Annotated in this window: 21 protein-coding genes; 14 read left to right on the forward strand and 7 right to left on the reverse strand. The window is 63.6% G+C overall.

Annotated features, from left to right (window positions below; all coding sequences use genetic code 11):
• Positions 1–79 precede the first annotated feature (79 nt).
• The 7 genes from BLT60_RS11725 (at position 80) to BLT60_RS11755 (ending at position 5,840) form a co-directional block, all read left to right on the forward strand.
• Positions 80–436 carry a YciI family protein gene (locus tag BLT60_RS11725; protein ID WP_090876622.1) on the forward strand — a complete coding sequence of 119 codons (357 nt, stop codon included), beginning with the start codon at positions 80–82 and terminating at the stop codon, positions 434–436.
• Positions 437–468: 32 nt separating this feature from the next.
• Positions 469–858 (forward strand): YciI family protein, encoded by a 390-nt coding sequence (locus BLT60_RS11730; RefSeq protein ID WP_090876623.1) that lies wholly within the window; start codon positions 469–471, stop codon positions 856–858.
• 21 nt (positions 859–879) lie between these two features.
• Entirely contained in the window at positions 880–2,115 is a 1,236-nt protein-coding gene (locus tag BLT60_RS11735) for an RNA polymerase sigma factor (RefSeq protein ID WP_210185600.1), read from the forward strand.
• 115 nt (positions 2,116–2,230) lie between these two features.
• Positions 2,231–3,004 carry a nucleoside phosphorylase gene (locus BLT60_RS11740; protein WP_090876625.1) on the forward strand — a complete coding sequence of 258 codons (774 nt, stop codon included), beginning with the start codon at positions 2,231–2,233 and terminating at the stop codon, positions 3,002–3,004.
• 152 nt (positions 3,005–3,156) lie between these two features.
• On the forward strand, positions 3,157–3,411 hold the full coding sequence (locus tag BLT60_RS11745) for a hypothetical protein (protein ID WP_090876626.1): 255 nt from the start codon (positions 3,157–3,159) through the stop codon (positions 3,409–3,411).
• Entirely contained in the window at positions 3,401–5,095 is a 1,695-nt protein-coding gene (locus BLT60_RS11750) for a Na(+)/H(+) antiporter subunit D (protein WP_090876627.1), read from the forward strand. The genes BLT60_RS11745 and BLT60_RS11750 overlap by 11 nt, the downstream gene beginning before the upstream one ends.
• A gap of 328 nt (positions 5,096–5,423) precedes the next feature.
• Positions 5,424–5,840: a Ros/MucR family transcriptional regulator gene (locus BLT60_RS11755; RefSeq protein WP_090876628.1), complete on the forward strand. Its 417-nt coding sequence runs from the start codon at positions 5,424–5,426 to the stop codon at positions 5,838–5,840.
• Between the two features lie 25 nt (positions 5,841–5,865).
• On the opposite strand, the gene BLT60_RS11760 is transcribed toward BLT60_RS11755, so the two are convergent.
• From BLT60_RS11760 to BLT60_RS11770, 3 genes are all read right to left on the reverse strand, one after another.
• Positions 5,866–6,249, reverse strand: a complete 384-nt coding sequence (locus BLT60_RS11760; RefSeq protein WP_244521230.1) for a DUF6477 family protein — start codon at positions 6,247–6,249, stop codon at positions 5,866–5,868.
• Between the two features lie 206 nt (positions 6,250–6,455).
• Positions 6,456–7,229 carry a hypothetical protein gene (locus BLT60_RS11765; RefSeq protein WP_090876629.1) on the reverse strand — a complete coding sequence of 258 codons (774 nt, stop codon included), beginning with the start codon at positions 7,227–7,229 and terminating at the stop codon, positions 6,456–6,458.
• 186 nt (positions 7,230–7,415) lie between these two features.
• On the reverse strand, positions 7,416–8,375 hold the full coding sequence (locus BLT60_RS11770; protein WP_090876630.1) for an IS1595 family transposase: 960 nt from the start codon (positions 8,373–8,375) through the stop codon (positions 7,416–7,418).
• Positions 8,376–8,519: 144 nt separating this feature from the next.
• Between BLT60_RS11770 and BLT60_RS11775 the strand changes: the two genes are divergently transcribed.
• Positions 8,520–9,473, forward strand: coding sequence for an IS1595 family transposase (locus BLT60_RS11775; RefSeq protein WP_090876631.1), 954 nt, complete (start codon positions 8,520–8,522; stop codon positions 9,471–9,473).
• A 122-nt stretch (positions 9,474–9,595) separates the two neighbouring features.
• Here the strand turns inward: BLT60_RS11775 and BLT60_RS11780 are convergent, their stop codons facing one another.
• Positions 9,596–10,138: an ATP-dependent Clp protease proteolytic subunit gene (locus BLT60_RS11780; protein ID WP_090876632.1), complete on the reverse strand. Its 543-nt coding sequence runs from the start codon at positions 10,136–10,138 to the stop codon at positions 9,596–9,598.
• Between the two features lie 274 nt (positions 10,139–10,412).
• Here BLT60_RS11780 and BLT60_RS24035 point away from each other — a divergent pair, with 274 nt between their 5' ends.
• The 3 genes from BLT60_RS24035 (at position 10,413) to BLT60_RS11800 (ending at position 12,375) form a co-directional block, all read left to right on the forward strand.
• Positions 10,413–11,063 carry a hypothetical protein gene (locus tag BLT60_RS24035; protein ID WP_139167810.1) on the forward strand — a complete coding sequence of 217 codons (651 nt, stop codon included), beginning with the start codon at positions 10,413–10,415 and terminating at the stop codon, positions 11,061–11,063.
• A 164-nt stretch (positions 11,064–11,227) separates the two neighbouring features.
• On the forward strand, positions 11,228–11,620 hold the full coding sequence (locus tag BLT60_RS11795; RefSeq protein WP_244521231.1) for a helix-turn-helix domain-containing protein: 393 nt from the start codon (positions 11,228–11,230) through the stop codon (positions 11,618–11,620).
• A complete protein-coding gene (locus tag BLT60_RS11800) occupies positions 11,617–12,375 on the forward strand; it encodes a DUF6456 domain-containing protein (RefSeq protein ID WP_090876636.1) in 759 nt (252 codons plus the stop codon). Before BLT60_RS11795 ends, BLT60_RS11800 begins: the two co-directional genes overlap by 4 nt.
• On the opposite strand, the gene BLT60_RS11805 is transcribed toward BLT60_RS11800, so the two are convergent.
• Both BLT60_RS11805 and BLT60_RS11810 read right to left on the reverse strand, forming a co-directional pair.
• Positions 12,372–12,815: a SufE family protein gene (locus tag BLT60_RS11805; protein WP_090876791.1), complete on the reverse strand. Its 444-nt coding sequence runs from the start codon at positions 12,813–12,815 to the stop codon at positions 12,372–12,374. The two genes, BLT60_RS11800 and BLT60_RS11805, sit on opposite strands and share 4 nt — an antisense overlap.
• Before the next feature lie 65 nt (positions 12,816–12,880).
• Positions 12,881–13,216: a DUF5330 domain-containing protein gene (locus tag BLT60_RS11810; protein ID WP_139167811.1), complete on the reverse strand. Its 336-nt coding sequence runs from the start codon at positions 13,214–13,216 to the stop codon at positions 12,881–12,883.
• A 227-nt stretch (positions 13,217–13,443) separates the two neighbouring features.
• Between BLT60_RS11810 and BLT60_RS11815 the strand changes: the two genes are divergently transcribed.
• On the forward strand, positions 13,444–14,403 hold the full coding sequence (locus BLT60_RS11815) for a peptidoglycan-binding domain-containing protein (protein ID WP_139167812.1): 960 nt from the start codon (positions 13,444–13,446) through the stop codon (positions 14,401–14,403).
• Positions 14,404–14,410: 7 nt separating this feature from the next.
• Positions 14,411–14,755: a DUF1491 family protein gene (locus tag BLT60_RS11820; RefSeq protein ID WP_090876639.1), complete on the forward strand. Its 345-nt coding sequence runs from the start codon at positions 14,411–14,413 to the stop codon at positions 14,753–14,755.
• On the opposite strand, the gene BLT60_RS11825 is transcribed toward BLT60_RS11820, so the two are convergent.
• Complete coding sequence (locus BLT60_RS11825) at positions 14,752–15,831, reverse strand: DUF2336 domain-containing protein (RefSeq protein ID WP_175478393.1); 1,080 nt, start codon at positions 15,829–15,831, stop codon at positions 14,752–14,754. The genes BLT60_RS11820 and BLT60_RS11825 overlap by 4 nt on opposite strands.
• 188 nt (positions 15,832–16,019) lie before the next feature.
• On the opposite strand from BLT60_RS11825, the gene BLT60_RS11830 reads away from it, so the two are divergent.
• Positions 16,020–16,229 carry a hypothetical protein gene (locus BLT60_RS11830; RefSeq protein ID WP_090876641.1) on the forward strand — a complete coding sequence of 70 codons (210 nt, stop codon included), beginning with the start codon at positions 16,020–16,022 and terminating at the stop codon, positions 16,227–16,229.
• Positions 16,230–16,240: the final 11 nt, after the last annotated feature.

Consider the following 16,240-nt stretch of genomic DNA (forward strand, 5'->3'; position numbering starts at 1 on the left):
TTCTCGTCTGTGTCGAATTGCGCTTGGCCGGGACGACTAGTCATGTGGCCGGCCCTGGTGGCCAAGCGGAGGAAACCCGATGAAATATCTCTGCCTGCTCTATTTCGACGGCAAGCAACTCGACGCCATGTCGGCGGAGGACAAGAAGACGATCGACCGCGACTCGCTTGCCTACGACCGCGAACTGGAGCGCCGCGGCCATTTCATTGCTGCCCAGGCGCTGCAGGGGCCGGACTCCGCCGTGACAGTTCGGATAGAGGGCGGCAAGGTGTCGACCACCGACGGCCCTTATGCCGAGACCAAGGAGGCGCTGGGCGGCTTCATCCTGATCGAGGCCGATGACCTCAACCAGGCGATCCAGCTCGCCGGGGGGATTCCGCTGGCGCGGCGCGGCGCCGTGGAGGTCAGGCCGATCTATGACGTCCCGCAGCCCTAGGAACGCGACCGGCGTGAGAGGAGGGTGGATCGATGCGCTACGTTTGCCTGATCTACGGTGACAGCGACGCCTTCGATGCCTTGTCGAAGCAGGAGGCCGAGGCCCTGGTCGACGAGCACCTCGTCTATGACGATACCCTTCGCGAGAGGGGGCAGTGGGTGACCGCGGAGGCGATGCAGGGCCCCGAAACGGCGAAGCTCGTGAGGATGCGCAACGGTCGTATCTCGGCGACCGACGGCCCGTTCGCCGAGACCAAGGAGCAGATCGGCGGTTTCTTTGTGATCGAGGCGGCGACGCCCGAAGAGGCGATCGAGATCGCCGGGCGCATCCCGTCGGCCCGGCTCGGCACCGTCGAACTCCGCCCGGTCCGCGACCTGATCGACGAGCGGGCCGGGCAAGCGGCGACCTCCGGCCCGGGTTGAGGCCATCCGGTCGTGGGAGATGTGGCGCCAACTGAGATCGAAGCCATCTACCGCGCCGAATCGCGGCGTGTCCTTGCGACGCTCATCCGGCTGCTCGGCGGGTTCGAACTGGCGGAGGAGGCGCTGCACGACGCCTTCATGGCGGCCGCGGAGCGTTGGCCGCGCGACGGTCTGCCCGCCAATCCGCGCGCCTGGCTGGTCTCGGCAGGGCGCTTCCGCGCGATCGACCGTCTGCGCCGCCGGGCGCGCTTTGATGCGGTGGCACCCGAGCTTGCGGCGAGGATCGAAGCCGAGGCGAGCGATGCCATGCCCGAGACCGACCAGACCATCGCCGACGACCAGCTTCGGCTAATCTTCACCTGCTGCCATCCATCACTGCCCGGCGACGCGCAGATAGCCCTGACCCTGCGCGAGGTTTGCGGGCTGACGACCGAAGCAATCGCCCATGCCTTCCTCACCCGCCCCCCGACCATCGCCCAGCGGATCGTCAGGGCCAAGGCGCGGATCCGCGAGGCGCGCATTCCCTATGCCGTTCCGGGTCCGGACGAACTGGCGGAACGTCTGGCGATCGTCCTCAAGGCGATCTATCTGGTGTTCAACGAGGGCTATTCGGCCTCGTCCGGCACGACCCTGACCCGTGCCGACCTTTCGGCCGAGGCCATCCGTCTCGGCCGACTGCTCGTCGACCTGCTGCCGGATGCCGAGACAGAAGGCCTCCTGGCCCTGATGCTTCTGAGTGATTCACGCCGCGCGGCACGGACGTCGCCGGAGGGCGAGTTGGTCCTGCTCGCCGATCAGGACCGCTCAAGGTGGAACCAGGGCCAGATCGCCGAGGGGCGGCGACTTGTGGTGGCGGCGCTGGCGTCACGCCGCGCCGACCCCTACGCCTTGCAGGCGGCAATCGCCGCGGTTCACGGTGACGCGCCGACCGCCGAGGACACGGACTGGGGGGAGGTCGTCGGCCTCTACGACTTGCTCGCCGATGTGGCGCCGTCGCCGGTCGTCGCCCTCAATCGCGCGGTTGCGATCGCGAAGCGCGACGGTCCGGCCGCGGGGCTGTCGCTGATCGACGCGCTGCTCGCCGACGGTGAACTCGCCGACTACCACCTCGCCCACGCGGCTCGAGCCGACCTTTGCCGGCGCCTGGGACAGGTCGCGGCGGCCCGGGCTTCGTATCAGCGCGCCCTCGCCCTTGCCCGGCAGGAGCCGGAGCGGCGTTTCCTGGAGCGGCGGCTCAGCGAACTCCCCCCGGAATAGGAGGCTGACAGCCCTCAAAAGGCTCGTTGGATCGGGAGGATTATGTTTCATTGGCGTCGTTCCGTTACGAAGACGACCCCACAGGGGCAACCGCGCGAAGGAGAAGACGTTGGGTGTGCTGAAACTGCCGAAATATGTCGAAATGGCGGGCGGCGTCGCGCCGGTGACCGAATGCAAGGCCGGCGAGATCGCGCCGTTGGTGATCCTCGCCAACATGCGCGATCACGTCGTGCGGGCGGAAGCCCTTCTCGAGGATATCACGGTCCGTAACGACAGCGTCTGGGGCGTGAATACGATCACCGGGTCGTATCGCTGCACGCCGGTGACGGTCTGTTGCGCCGGCATCGGCGCCGGCCAGACGTCGAACGTCATGGAAGAACTGATCAATCTCGGCGGCAAGATTTTCCTCCAGATCGGCGCCACGGGCGCGATCCAGGAAAACATCGCCATGGGCGACACGGTGATCCCGACCGGCGCCGTGCGGGACGAGGGCGTGACCCGCTACTATGCGCCGCAGCAGTATCCGGCGGTTTCCGACTACCGGGTCGTGAACGCTCTGGTGAAGGCGGCGCGCGCCGCCGGCAACACCGTCCATGCCGGCATCATCCGCACCACCGACGGGTTCTATCCGTCCCAGCGGATCGAGGAATACGTTAAGACCTACAAGGATATCGGCGTGTTGAGCGTCGAGCAGGAGGTCGCGGCGATCCTGGCGATCGCCGCCTGTCGCGGCTGCTATGCCGGCGCCTCCCTGATCGTCGTCGGCAATCTCGTCACCGGCTCGCACTCCTGGAACGGCGATTCGGTCGAACTGGTCGAGAACGAGTATTTCGACCAGATCGGTTTCGTCCTCGATGCCCTGGTCGAGCTGAAAGACGAGCTTTTGTGAGGATTCCAATGGCCAGGTCGCGGCGGGTGGCGGGAATCGCCGCCCGCTCGCCGGCGCAATCTTGACTTGGCGTCGGAACCTGTGTCGACAGTAGCCGCAATCCGCGGGCAGCTCTCTGCCCGCGCCCGTTTCCCCCTGGTTTCGCAAGGCCGATGTCGCAACCGAAGAATGACGAACACTGGCTGGCCCGTCCGTCCTCGATCCGCCTGATCTGGATCGCGTTCGTGGCGGTCCTGGCGATTTTCGTCATCGGCGATTTCTTCATCGATCACCATGGCGCCTTCGGCATGGACGGCACCGTCGGATTCTACGCCTGGTACGCCTTTGTCACTTGCGTCGTCCTGGTGGTCGCGGCCAGGGGCCTGGGTGTCCTTCTCAGGCGGAAGGACACCTACTATGACGGCTAGCCTCGGCGCGCTCCTGCCGTTCCTGCTGCCGGGGCTGGTGATGATCGTCGCCGGCATGGTGCTGCTCGGGCTGCGTGGCCCGATCCGCGACATCGTCATCCTCGCCGCGCCGCTGGCGGTCCTGGCGCTGATCTGGGGGCTGCCGGATGGAGCGGCCGGCGGCATTCACTGGCTTGGATACGAGCTCGTCCCTTTCCGATCCGACGCCCTCAGCCGGCTGTTCGGCACGATCTTCTCGCTGATGGCCTTTGCCGGCGGCCTGTTCGCCTTGCGGCAGGAGCGGCTCGCCGAAGTCCCGGTTGCCTTCATGTATGCCGGCAGCGCCATCGGCGTGGTCTTCGCCGGCGACCTGATCACCGTCTTCGTCTTCTGGGAGGTGATGGCGGTCTGCTCGACGCTGGTCATCTGGATGGCCGGGGCAGGGGCCCGCGGCGCCGGGCAGCGCTACATCGTCATGCACCTCTTCGGCGGCGTTGTGCTGATGGCCGGCATCGCCGGGCATATCGCCGACACCGGTTCGATCGCCTTCGGCCCGATGCTGGCCGATACGCCGGCCCATTGGCTGATCCTGGCGGGCTTCCTCCTCAATGCCGGAAGCTGGCCGGTTTCCGCCTGGCTGCCGGATGCCTATCCCAAGGCGTCGTGGTCCGGGACGGTCTTCCTGTCGGCCTTCACCACCAAGACCGCGGTTTTTGTCCTGTTGCGCGGCTTCCCGGGCGAGGAGGTGCTGATCTGGGTCGGCATGGTCATGGTCTTCTACGGGATCATCTACGCGATCCTCGAAAACGACATGCGCAGGATTCTCGCCTATTCGATCGTCAACCAGATCGGGTTCATCCTCGTCGCGATCGGCATCGGCAGCGAGATGGCGCTCAACGGCGCAGCGGCGCATGCCTTCATCCATATCATATACAAGGGGCTGCTGCTGATGGCGGCCGGATCGGTCATGTACGTGGCCGGACGCACCAAATGCACCGAGCTCGGCGGACTCTTTCGAACGATGCCGCTGACCACGGCCTGTGCGATCGTCGGGGCGCTGGCGATGTCGGCCATGCCGCTGACCTCGGGCTTCGTCACCAAGTCGATGATTTCCGACAGCGCCAAGATCGACGGTATGGCGGCGGTGTGGTTTCTGCTGATGGCGGCCTCCGCCGCCTTGCCGATCATGGCCGGGATCAAGTTCCCGTGGTTTGTCTTCTTCCAGAAGGATTCCGGGCTCCGCCCGCCCGACCCGCCCTGGACCATGCGTCTGGCGATGATCCTCATGGCCATCCTGTGTATCGGCATAGGTGTCTTTCCCGCGCCGCTTTATGCGATGCTGCCATTCCCGGTGGACTTCGTGCCCTACACCACCTCGCATGTCGTGGCGCAACTGCTGCTGCTGTTGTTTGCCGGTCTTGCCTTCTTCGTGCTGCTGCGCTGGTTGAAGCCGGCGGATACGATCACCCTCGACGTCGACTGGCTGTGGCGGCGACTGGGACCGTCGGTTATCGCGCGGATGGACAGGCAATCGGCGGGGGGCGCCATGATGAACAGGGGCCAGCGCGCCGCGACCAGGGCGCTCCAGGCAGTATATCGCCACCATGGCCCGACCGGCATACTTGCGCGAAGTTGGCCGACAGGCAGCATGGCCTTCTGGGCAGTTCTGATGCTGTCGGCGTATCTGGTCTTCTACTACCTTTGATACGTTTTCACCGATTCGATCAACCGATGCGCACGTGGGTGCTGTTTGGAACGATTGAAGAGAAGGTTTTTTTGTTCAGCCGGGGTGGTCGCGTAGCGATAATATTGTCGCAAACAGCAGCCGACCAAGGTTTGGACAGTAGATTTTGTCCAACGACGTTTGCCACTTGTTTTTGAAAGTCACCGTCTATATACGGTGCAAAGTATCCGGGTTCGGTGCGCTAATCATACGAATCGGTAACCGCAAATTCTCGCCGAGTTCCGAAACAGTATGATGTCAAACGCTCGATGCGCCGTTGCTATTGTATTCAATGTGAACAGGGTGAACCATGACCGAACAAACCGCCAGCGCCGATCTCATTGATCTGGCCGCCGAAATTGTATCAGCTTACGTCAGCAACAATTCGGTTCCGGCACAAGACCTGCCGACGCTCATCTCGGAGGTTCACCGCGCGCTGAGCAGCACGCATCAGGGCCTGAACCAGCCGGAGCCGGAGCCTCTGAAGCCGGCGGTGAACCCCAAGAAGTCGGTGTTCCCCGATTACATCATCTGTCTCGAGGACGGAAAGAAGTTCAAGTCGCTGAAGCGGCATCTGCGCACCCATTACGACATGTCGCCTGAGGAATACCGGGAGAAGTGGGGCCTCGCCACCGACTATCCGATGGTTGCTCCGAACTATGCCGCGGCGCGTTCGGCTCTCGCCAAGAAGATGGGCCTCGGCCAGCAGCGTCGCCGCAAGTCCTGATCTTCGGGCATTCGCCCTGTTTGTTTCATCCGCCGCCTTTTGGCGGCGGATGTGTTTTGGGCGGAGCCTCGCCGGGGCCAAGCCGACGCCGCTCCGCCTCGAAGGCCTGCCTCAGGCCGATGTGACGGTTGAGGTCATAAGTCCAGTGTCCGGCGCGGCCGCGGCTGCGCTCTGCCCGCAGCGCGCGGGCCAGGCGGGCGAGGATGGCGCGCCGCGTCTCCATCGTGTCGTCGGCGATCTGATCGCAGGTCATCGGAATGAGCCGCGGCAGGTGCCGCATCCGATCGTAGGTCTCGGTCCCCGCCGCGATGACACGCGCTACAGATCGCGCTGCATGATCGCGAAGGCGGGACGGCTTGCGGTCCTGCCGGGATCCGGTCTCAAGGTTGGGCCAGTTGCGTGAGGTCATCGGTCTCGCTCCTTTGTCGGATGCGAGTCTCCGCCCATTCTTGCCGGCGGGGATAAGTCCCCGGGTTGTGCCCACCCCGCGATCGTCAGCGAAAGTTATCCCCGTCGTGGCGGACTTGCGTTATCCTTACATAGGAAATAAATCCTAATTATATGGATGACAAAGCAATGTCGGGCGCGTATAACGATTCGCGACAGGCCAGCGTTTTAGAGGGCGTGCCGTTCAAGGATGTCGACGCCCTTTTCGATGAAATGAGCGGTTTGTGCGAGGATTGGCACAATAGGCTGACCCTGACCAATAGGCGCCTCGGCGACCGCTACCTCAATGGCGACCTCAACATCCTCATCGAAGCCCGTTGGGCCGGTACGGAACACTTCCGCATTGTCTGTCAGAGGGCAGACGATGTGGTTGGGGCCTACCTTGACGGGGATCTTGATGGGTTGCCCGGGAACGATTTGCGAGGCGTGAACCGTGTGGACGGCGCGCACTTGTCGGTGTGCGGCCCCTACCGCAATGATGCCCTTGTGTTTGTCCTCGATGTCGAGCCAGTTCAAAAAGTAAAGCAAATCGCACCCACTTTCGTATGGCTTGAACCGTCGCATCGCCCGCTCGGCACGTTTGCTGACCCCCTTTATTTTTTCGGGAAAATGGGTTTCGAACGTGTCGCGACTTCCTGTGATAAGAAACCCGGTCTTCCTCGTCACGCGTCCGCAGTTCGCGGCAACCAAGTCACAAACGACTTGGTCCAAGGCAGAGCGAAGGTTGTGAACAGCGTCACCGATGATGACGCTGAAGTCACAAGGGATCACTTCCTTGATTCGGACGCGATAGACGTTATCTCCGGTATCCGGATCGGTCTCACGAACGAGGCTGTATGGGTTGAGGTCGCGGAAGGATTTGATCCGCGACTCCAATTCCTCGATATGGCGTTTGGCCCGTTCGATCTTTAATCGCGGGCCCTCAAACAATTGGTTTGTCATGGCCGACTCGCGCAATCAGAACGAGAAGACCCTATCAGAGATTGCCAGGCGTGTCTTAGCGACGCCGCCGAAGCCGAGAGTTGAAGCGGCCGGCAAGGGCAAGGCTGGAAAGCAAAGACCCGGCCCGCCCGCTAAGGGCGAGAAGCGCGCCTCTGACGCCAACGAATGAAGTTTCGGGCTTTTTGTTTAAGCGTGACTGGCTTTGTCAGGGCTAGTGTATAGCAAGCGCTTGCCGCCCGAGCCTTTAATGATGTCCGCGACGCGTTCGGTATCTCCAACGCCAAGAGCCGTGCGGCGATTGTAGCGGAAATCGAACTCAGCAATGTAGCGGTGCAGGTGCGCTTCGCCGCAATGCTGATAGGTGCCCTTCATTCCGCGCTTGAACACGGAAAAGACGTTCTCGACCGTGTTTGAGTGGATGGCGAAACCGTCCTCGTAACGGACATACTCGCCAGCCGAATGCTTGACGGTCTGGTGCTTGGCAAATTCGCGGCCCGTCTCGGTGTAGAAATTTGATTCGTCGGTATTGAGGATCGACTTGCGATCCACATTCCGAACCAGCACGTCTCGAATATTCACCTTCGTTGCGTGTTCGACGTGGAACATACGGACCTGTCCGCCGCGCTCGACCAGCGCCACGACAGACCGCTTGTCGAAAGGCTTTTTGCGTTTCAGGTACGGACGGCCCTTGCGCTGCTCGGAAGGTTTGGGCGTCTCGCGGCGACCGAAATAAGTTTCATCCGCCTCAACCACTTTGCCTTCGCCGCCAATCGGCCCCGTGTAGGTGTCTTTCATTGCTTCGCGGATACGATGCGCGAGGAACCACGCCGCCTGATAGCCGATGCCCAACATGCGGTGCAGCTGGTGCGCCGAGACGCCCTTCTTTGACGCGCCCATGAGGTGCATCGCCAATAGCCATTTGTTGAGCGGGATTTTGGAGCGCTCCATGACAGAGCCAGTCGTGACGGTGAACTGCTCACGGCAATCGTTGCACTGGTAGAGGCCGACACGATGCGCCTTGCCCTTCAATGTCGTGGCGTTGAACGAACCACAATGCGAGCAGACCGGGCCTTGCGGCCAGCGTTGCGCTTCGAGGTATTCACGCGCCTTGTTCGGGTCGGTGAAGCGAGGATCGGTGAGGTTCATGGCCGTTGCCCTTGACTTGATGGCTGATTCTCGCCCCTCCACCCTGCTTTGTCAACCATATAATTAGGAAATAAATCCTAATTATATACTTGACAAAGCAGGCCCGATTCCCCAAATAAGTCAAGCAGACAGGGGAACCGACCGATGGCCAAGAACATCAACCCGATTTTCACCGACGCCGAAAAGGCCCGCGAATATCTGGAAGCCCAGCGCTGGCCGGACGGTGCCATTTGCCCGCATTGCGGTGCCGACGACGTGACCAGCATGAAGGGCAAGGCCCATCGTCCTGGCGTGTATCAGTGCAACGCCTGTCGGGATCAGTTCACCGTCACGGTCGGAACCGTCTTCGAGCGTTCCAAGATCCAGTTGAACGTCTGGCTGTATGCGACGCACCTTCTCACCAGTTCCAAGAAGGGGATGAGCGCTCACCAGCTGCACCGCATGATCGGCGTCACCTACAAGACCGCTTGGTTCATGATGCATCGCATCCGCGAAGCGATGCGCGACGACAATGCAGGCCCGATTGGCGGCTCAGGGAAGGTCGTGGAAGCCGATGAGACCTACATCGGCAAGACATCCAAGCCCCGCTTCTCCAAGCAGCGTGGCGAGCGTCCCTACATCAAGCGCAAAGGCCCGCAGTCCAAGAACCCGGTTGTCGCGCTGGTCGAGCGTGGCGGCGAGGTCCGTATGTTCCATGTCGAGAACGCGACGAAAGAGAACGTCCGCGACATTCTGGTTCGCAACGTCCGTCGCGACAGCGAATTGCACACCGACGAAAGCCGCCTCTACACCGAAACCGGCAAGGAGTATGCGGGCCACCACACCGTGAAGCACTCAGGCGGTGAGTACGTCCGTTACGAGAGCGAGCGCATCGTCCACAGCAACACGGTCGAGAACGTGTTCTCCGTCTTCAAGCGCGGCATGACTGGCGTCTACCAGCATTGCAGCGAGGCCCATTTGCACCGGTATTTGGTCGAGTTCGAGTTCCGCCGTAACCGCCGCACCGCGCTCGGCTACACCGACGCCATGCGTTGCGACGAAGCCTTGAAGGGCATCGAAGGCAAGCGCCTCACCTATCGGCGGATTGGTGAAGCCTAAGACGATCAGGCAGAAGGTCCGCCACTTTCAGATGTGGCGAAAGAAACGAATCGCGCCGAAGCGCGGTTAGCGTATGATGCCGCATAATTCGCGGGAGGAAAGAAGCCATGGATAAGCCGCGTCTAAATCTGGATCATCTGACATCCGTGCGGGAGCGCGAACTCCTCGACGCGATGCGCGACACCGAATTTGACCGCATCCTCCGGGGAGAAGTGCACCTCCCGGAATCGGCGGGCGGTCAGAATATTGTCGGGGATGCTACACCGATCGCGCAGGATGCCATCCGTGCGATCTTCTTCCGCCAAAGCCGAGTCCATAAGGGTTCGTAGCCGCTCCCATGACATGCCCTCCGCGCTGCCGGGTACGGCGGTAGGATGGATCATGAAGAGCACGTGCTGAGAGCAGAGCCGCGTCTCTGCCCCTGCCAGAACCGCGACTGCGACCGACGCAATATTCCCTGTCGCATGGATCGTAACCGGGACTGGCAATGCCCGGATGTGGTTGTAGAGGTAAATGCCGTCCGCCGTGTACCCGCCTAGTGAACTGAATGTGAGGTAGATCTCGCCCGCGCCGTTGTTGACGCCGTGGTTGAGGGTGGCACAGAGGCGCGTGACGCTGTGCGAATCGATGGGGCCATTGAACCCGTAATAGGCCGTATTATTCATGCGTCATCCTCCGCTGCCTGTTGGGCACGGTTAAAAGCCTCGGTTTCTGCGTTTGCTAAAAGAAAGGCGAGGAATCCCTCGCCTATGTCGTCAGCTTCAGTCCTGAGCCTTGCCAGTTCGGCGGCGATCCTTTCGAGGACCGCTCGCTTTCCCTCTATCGCTCTTAGCGTCATCGCCCTTGCCCTTGCTACCCTTGGTGGCAGTATGGGGCTTGGGGGGCGTTGAGAGAAGCCGCTTAACGACCTCCTGGAACTTCGGTTCGGGGGAGTCTGTCATGAACACACCTAGCTCAAAGCCGTTGGTCCGGTTCAAGGGATATGGACTCGACGGGAACCCGAGAGGGCGCCCACCTGACGGGGAGTTTGTTTCCGGCATACATAATGCGGAACTTGCTCAAGTCATCGGCCAACTGGTCGGCGTCTGGCCGCACTTGGAAGAATCGATGATCGACGTTTTCGCGCAACTCGCTGGCGACCAGACAAAAATCGCGTCTTACGCAATCTTCCGGTCGATCACGGCCGAGAGACTGCGCGTCGATATCATGCGGACGCTCCTGACGGCGACCCCTCTCAATGTTTCCAGAGAGCAGGTTTTCGATGAGGTCATCGACGAGTTCGCGTCGATAAACAAACTGAGGAACGACTACGTTCATGGGATCTGGTACACGGCCAGCAAAGACGGAAAGACGTACTTGTCCCCGCCGTCGGCGTCGAATCCACATGCGTTCTTGGCGGCGAGGCGCGTTTCGGTGAAGCAAGCGGAACACACGCTTATTCGCGCCGCCAATCTCAACGGGCGGATACTCAGTGAAATTGTTGTCGCGGACCTCAAGGCACGGGGCGCGCAACGCGCTGCATCGCGTCGAAAATCTCGCGCGAAAGCCGTTGAAAAACCTCAACCGGATAAGGCTCTGCGTACCACATAGCGAGCACATCGACGCCGGCCTCGATCATCTCGGGCGTGATCTCGATCTCGTCATTCTGAAGCGCTGGCCTGTCGACCGAATCAGTAGCGTCTGTCATTTGCTTTGTCACGTATATAATTAGGAAATAAATCCTATACATGTGCCTGGCGGAACGGAGTGCGTAGATGGTCATTCGTCAAATCGAAGATGTCTCATGCCGGGAAACCGGCCCCAAGCGGATGGAAGGGGCCGATTCGGCTTCAATCGCCCCCTTTCTCCGGGCGACCGTCTCTTCCGCCTTCGGGCTGCGGCCCGACGCGCTTGGCGCCAGCGGCAGGGGGCGCGCCGACGTCGCCTTTGCCCGCCAGACGGCGATGTACCTGGCGCATACCCGGCTCCAACTGTCCTATGTCGATGTCGGCCGGCTCTTCGATCGCGACCGCACCACCGCGCGCCACGCCTGCAGGCAGGTCGAGGAGCGGCGCGAGGATCCGCGGATCGACTCGATCCTCGACTGTCTCGAGCGGGCGATCGATATTCGCGGGCGTCCATCGGCGACGTCCGGAGGCGGCGAATGAAAGGCGGCGGCGAGGATCGTGAAGCGGAGCGCTTGCTGCGGCGCCTGGCGTCCGGGACCGCCCGGCCGGTGCGCGACGACGATCCGGTTGCCAGGCGCCTGGTCGCCCGCGACCTGCTGCGCTGCGACGGGAGTGTCCTGACGTTGACCGAGAGCGGGCGCGCCTTCCTGCGTCGGCGGCTGTGCGAGGGAGACGGTTTCGGCGAGCAGCACAGGACGCTGGAATCGGCGGTCGTCGATGACGGAACGGGCGGCCGGCAGTCGGTGACGCGCAATGCCGACGAGAGCCCGTTGACCCGCCTCCGGCGCACCACCGGCCGCAACGGCAAGCCATTGATCGACGACGCGGAGTTTGCGGCCGGCGAACGCCTTCGCGCCGACTACACCCGGGCGCAACTCATGCCGCGCGTGACCGCCGACTGGTCGAGCGCGATTCCGGGGGGCAGGCGCGGCGGCGGCATGGCCGACCTCGCCGACGCGGCGATCGGGGCGCGGCGACGGGTCGAGCAGGCGCTCGCCGCCGTCGGCCCCGAATTCGCTGGCGTGCTCGTCGATTTCTGCTGCTTCCTGAAGGGGATCGAGGAAATCGAGAAGGAGCGCTGCTGGCCGGTCCGGTCCGCCAAGCTGGTGCTGAGGCTGGCGCTCGCCAGTCTCGCCAGGCACTACGGACTCACGGTGTCAGCGCGGGGCAGTCGGTCCGGCATCCGGCACTGGGGAAGCGACGACTATCGTCCGATCGTCGACCCGCAGGACTAGGCGGCGCGCGCCCGCTGCGCGTCGGCCTTGATGCGATCGACCAGGGCGCGCAGGCCATTCGAGCGTTGCGCCGTCAGATGGGCCCGCAGGTCGAGCCGGTCGAACAGCGCCTCCGCGTCGGTCGCCTCTATGTCCGCAGCGCTCTTGTCATCGAAAAGCGACAGCGCGATCGCCACCAGACCGCGAACGATCATCGCGTCGCTGTCGCCCCGGAAACGAAGGTGGGCGTCGGCGCCTTCGCCGTCGATGCTGGTGGCAAGCCAGACCTGGCTGGCGCAGCCGCGGACCTTGTTGTCCGTCGTCCGGTCGGCGTCGGGGAGGGGCGGGAGCGCCTTGCCGAGTTCGATGACATAGCGATACCGATCCTCCCACTCGTCGAGCAGGTCGAAATCGGCGACGATGTCGTCGATAGGCGGGAGCTTGAATGCCGGCTGATCCATCCCGGCGATATAGGCCGACTGGCGGCGCGTCGCAAATGCTACGGTCGGGAGGCGGTCCCAGACGTTCAGGCCGGTCCGCCGTCGGCGCCCTTCCACGGCAGGGCGATGTCGTCCTGGCGAAGCGTGCCGGCGCCGGTCTCCGGCTCCGGCGGGGTATCAAGATAGTTGTAGATCATCTGGACGCCGCTCTCCGCCTTTTCAGCGAACAGTTCGAACGCGGCGCCACTGGTGACGCAGACATCCGGGTTCCGGTCGCAGAATGCCGAGAGATCGGCAACCGTCGCCTTGGCGGCGAGGAAGGCGTTGACCAGGGTCACGCGCGGCGCCTCGCCGGTCTGCGAATCCGTGGGGATCAGCAGGATCGCGACTGACAACCAGAATGCAGCTCGAATAAGAAACATCCGTCCGACCTTCGTTTTCGTCGTGGTCTGTCCCAGTTCCAGGCATCACCCTAGCAACCGGCGCTAAAGGCCGGGTTCAGGCTGCAATCGCAATTCGATTCAAATTTTATCGAATTTGGACGGGTCGGAGACGCTCCTGCATGTGCGCCATCTTTAACGTTCCTTAAGCATAAACTGGCCACCATGGCGGTGCAGATCGAAGTGTTCTCATCATTGGGACCGTGACCTTGGCAGCAAGAAGCACCAGCCGCCGCCAGCCGGCGGCAGAGATCGACTTCGAGGATGAGGAGGTCGCCGGGGACGGCGTCATGGCGCGCGTCTTTGACCGGGCGATCGCCAATCCGGCGATGTCCAGCGGACTCGTGGTGATGGCGTTGACCGTGGCAGCGGTGGTTTCCAACGCGGTCTTCCTGCAGAAGGCCCGTCATCCCGAGCCGCTTTTCATGACCCGGCCGTCGCCCGTCGCCGCCGCCGAGCCTGCGCTCGAGCCGGTCGTACCCGACCCGCGCCCGCGCGCCGCCGCGCAGATGGACGAAGCGTCGCTGGCGGCGATCGCGGATGAGTCAGTGCCGGTGCCGACGCCCGCGCCGCCGCTTCCCAAGGCAATTCCCGACCAGGTGATCATCACCGAATTGCAGCAGAAGCTCGCCGACAAGGGCCTCTACGACGGCAAGGTCGACGGCATCTCGGGATCGCGCACCGAGGCGGCGATCGTCGCCTACCAGAAATCCGCCGGCCTCGCCGTGACCGGCAAGCCGACCGCCGACATCCTCGATCACATGAACACCGCCTCTGTCGCCGCCGTCAGGCCCGAGCCGGCATCGGCGCCCGAGCAGACGCCGATCCCGGTCAATCCGCCGATCGAAGGCGGCGAGTCGGTCGAGCCGCTCCCGGTGAATGCGGTGCCGTCGGAGCCGGTCGAGGCCGCGCCGGTCGACATCGCCCCGGTCGAGGGCGACGCCGTCGCTTCGGCGATCGAGATCGCCACGCGCAATCGCTATGTCGCCGTCCAGCGCGCCCTGAACCGGATCGGCTACGGCCCGGTGGCCGAAGACGGCCTGCCGAGCGACGAGGTCGCCAATGCCGTGCGCCGGTTCGAACTCGACAACGGCCTGCCGATCACCGGCGAGCCGGACGAACAGGTCGTCGAACGACTGGTCAGCATCGGCGCGATGCAGTCGATCTGACCGCGCGATGCGGGTGACCTCCTCTCTTTGGGTCGGCGCCTATGTCCGGCGCTGCCAGGTCGAGGGCGCCTTCGCGGTCGTCGCCCGCCGGGGGGCCGAGGAAGCCGGCGCGATCCTCGTCATCGTCGATCGACTGGATGGATTTTCAGACCTCTACGCGCCAGCGCCGCAGAGCCTCTTCGACGACGCGCATCCCGCCGATCGTCGGTTCCAGCGCGTGGCGGAATCGGCCCCGGCAGATGAGATCCAGCAAGCCATCGACCGGCAGACCCGCTTCGATCCGGACGTCTGGATCGTCGCGGTGGAGGACCGGGAGGGGCGTCCGTTCCTCGATCTGGCAGACGAAGACTAGGTGCGGTTGTCGGCCCGCCGCGCCGGCGCCAGACGCGGGATCGCGCGCGCCGCATCGGTGTCGGTGCGGGCCCGATCCCGGGTGTCGGCGTAGGTGGGCTGATGGCGAGGGGCGCCGACCACCGGTGCCTGTCGCCAGGCAAGGGTCAGGGTCTCGGCGACCGCAGGCTCCATGCCGGCATAGAGATCGCAAAGGCTGAAGAAGCCCGACGGATCCCTGCCGACAGGCGAGGCCAGCAGCATGACCTGCTGGGCCTGGTCGCTGGTCAGCGTCAGCGCCTTGAGGAGCGTCGCAAGCAGTTCACCGGTCGCATCGTCGACACAGGCGACGACGAATTCTTCCGCCAGATCCAGCCCGTCGGCGATCGCCGAAATCAGCGATTGGCGATCCCGGATCCGCGCGAAACCGACAATCTGAGCACCGCCGAGGATGGACTGGAAGGCGCGATCCGCCTGTCTGGTGACGCTGCCCTGAGCCCTGGTTTCGGCATGGCCGCCCGAGGCAATCTCCGCCATCACGCGAAGCCGCGCCTTGCGGTCGAGCGACAGGAAGGTCCACGGATCGAGACGATTGCGATCCGCCGACTTGCTATCTCCCTGACGGTTCGCGTTCCGGCTGCCGACCGCCGGGTCGTCCGGCAGGCTTTCCCGGGGACCATGCCGGCGATCAAGAATGAGGGCGACGTCGGGATCGGCGCCAAGGCGGAGCGCCCGCTCGACGTCCGGGCCAAGTGCCGGCCGGCCAGCGATCAGGCGGTGATGCGCCGGGCCGGTCGCGGCGATCGCCGCGAGGAGGTCGAGCGACCCGAGAATGGGCGAGCCCCGCAGGACGGGTTCGGCGACCTCGAGCACGTCGCGCGCCAGCAGCCGGATGACGGATGGCGGCGCATCGATACGCACGGCAAGTCGCCTTGCGACGAAGGCGCGTTCGCTCACGCTGACCCGGGGAACGAGGTAGAAGGCGAGGTCCTCGTAGCGGCGGATCTCGTCGCGGTCATGGGCCGCGGCCTGGACGAAGAGTTCGGTCGATGCGCGCAACAGCGTCGCATCATGGCTCTGCTGTCCGGACAATGTCACCAAAGCTTCGGGAATAGGCATGTTTCGCATGATCGGGATCCGTGGCGAATGACGCGCTGGAATGATCTTGCCCGATACTCGTTAGCGGACTGTTAACCTTGCCAGACCCTTAATCGGCACGAGTATGCAGCGAGCGTTCGCCGACGGCCGGGGCGCAGAGCCCGGCTGGTTCGATCCGGAGAGATCGCATGGGAACGATTCTCGGCTTCAAGCCGCTTTGTCGCGAAAGCACACGCCGCGCCGGTCAACGCCGGGACGGCGATTGCGAGATCGTGATTTTCCCGGGCACCCGTATCGACAGGCCGATCGTCGACCTTGGCTACCGCCTGCGCGACACCTTGGGGCGGGCCGGATACGGAGAGGGTGGCGACAAGGACCGGTCGCGACGAACCCCGTAACCCGGCCGATC

Origin of the sequence: Bauldia litoralis (assembly GCF_900104485.1) — a bacterium.
GTDB classification, from domain to species: Bacteria; Pseudomonadota; Alphaproteobacteria; order Rhizobiales; family Kaistiaceae; genus Bauldia; species Bauldia litoralis.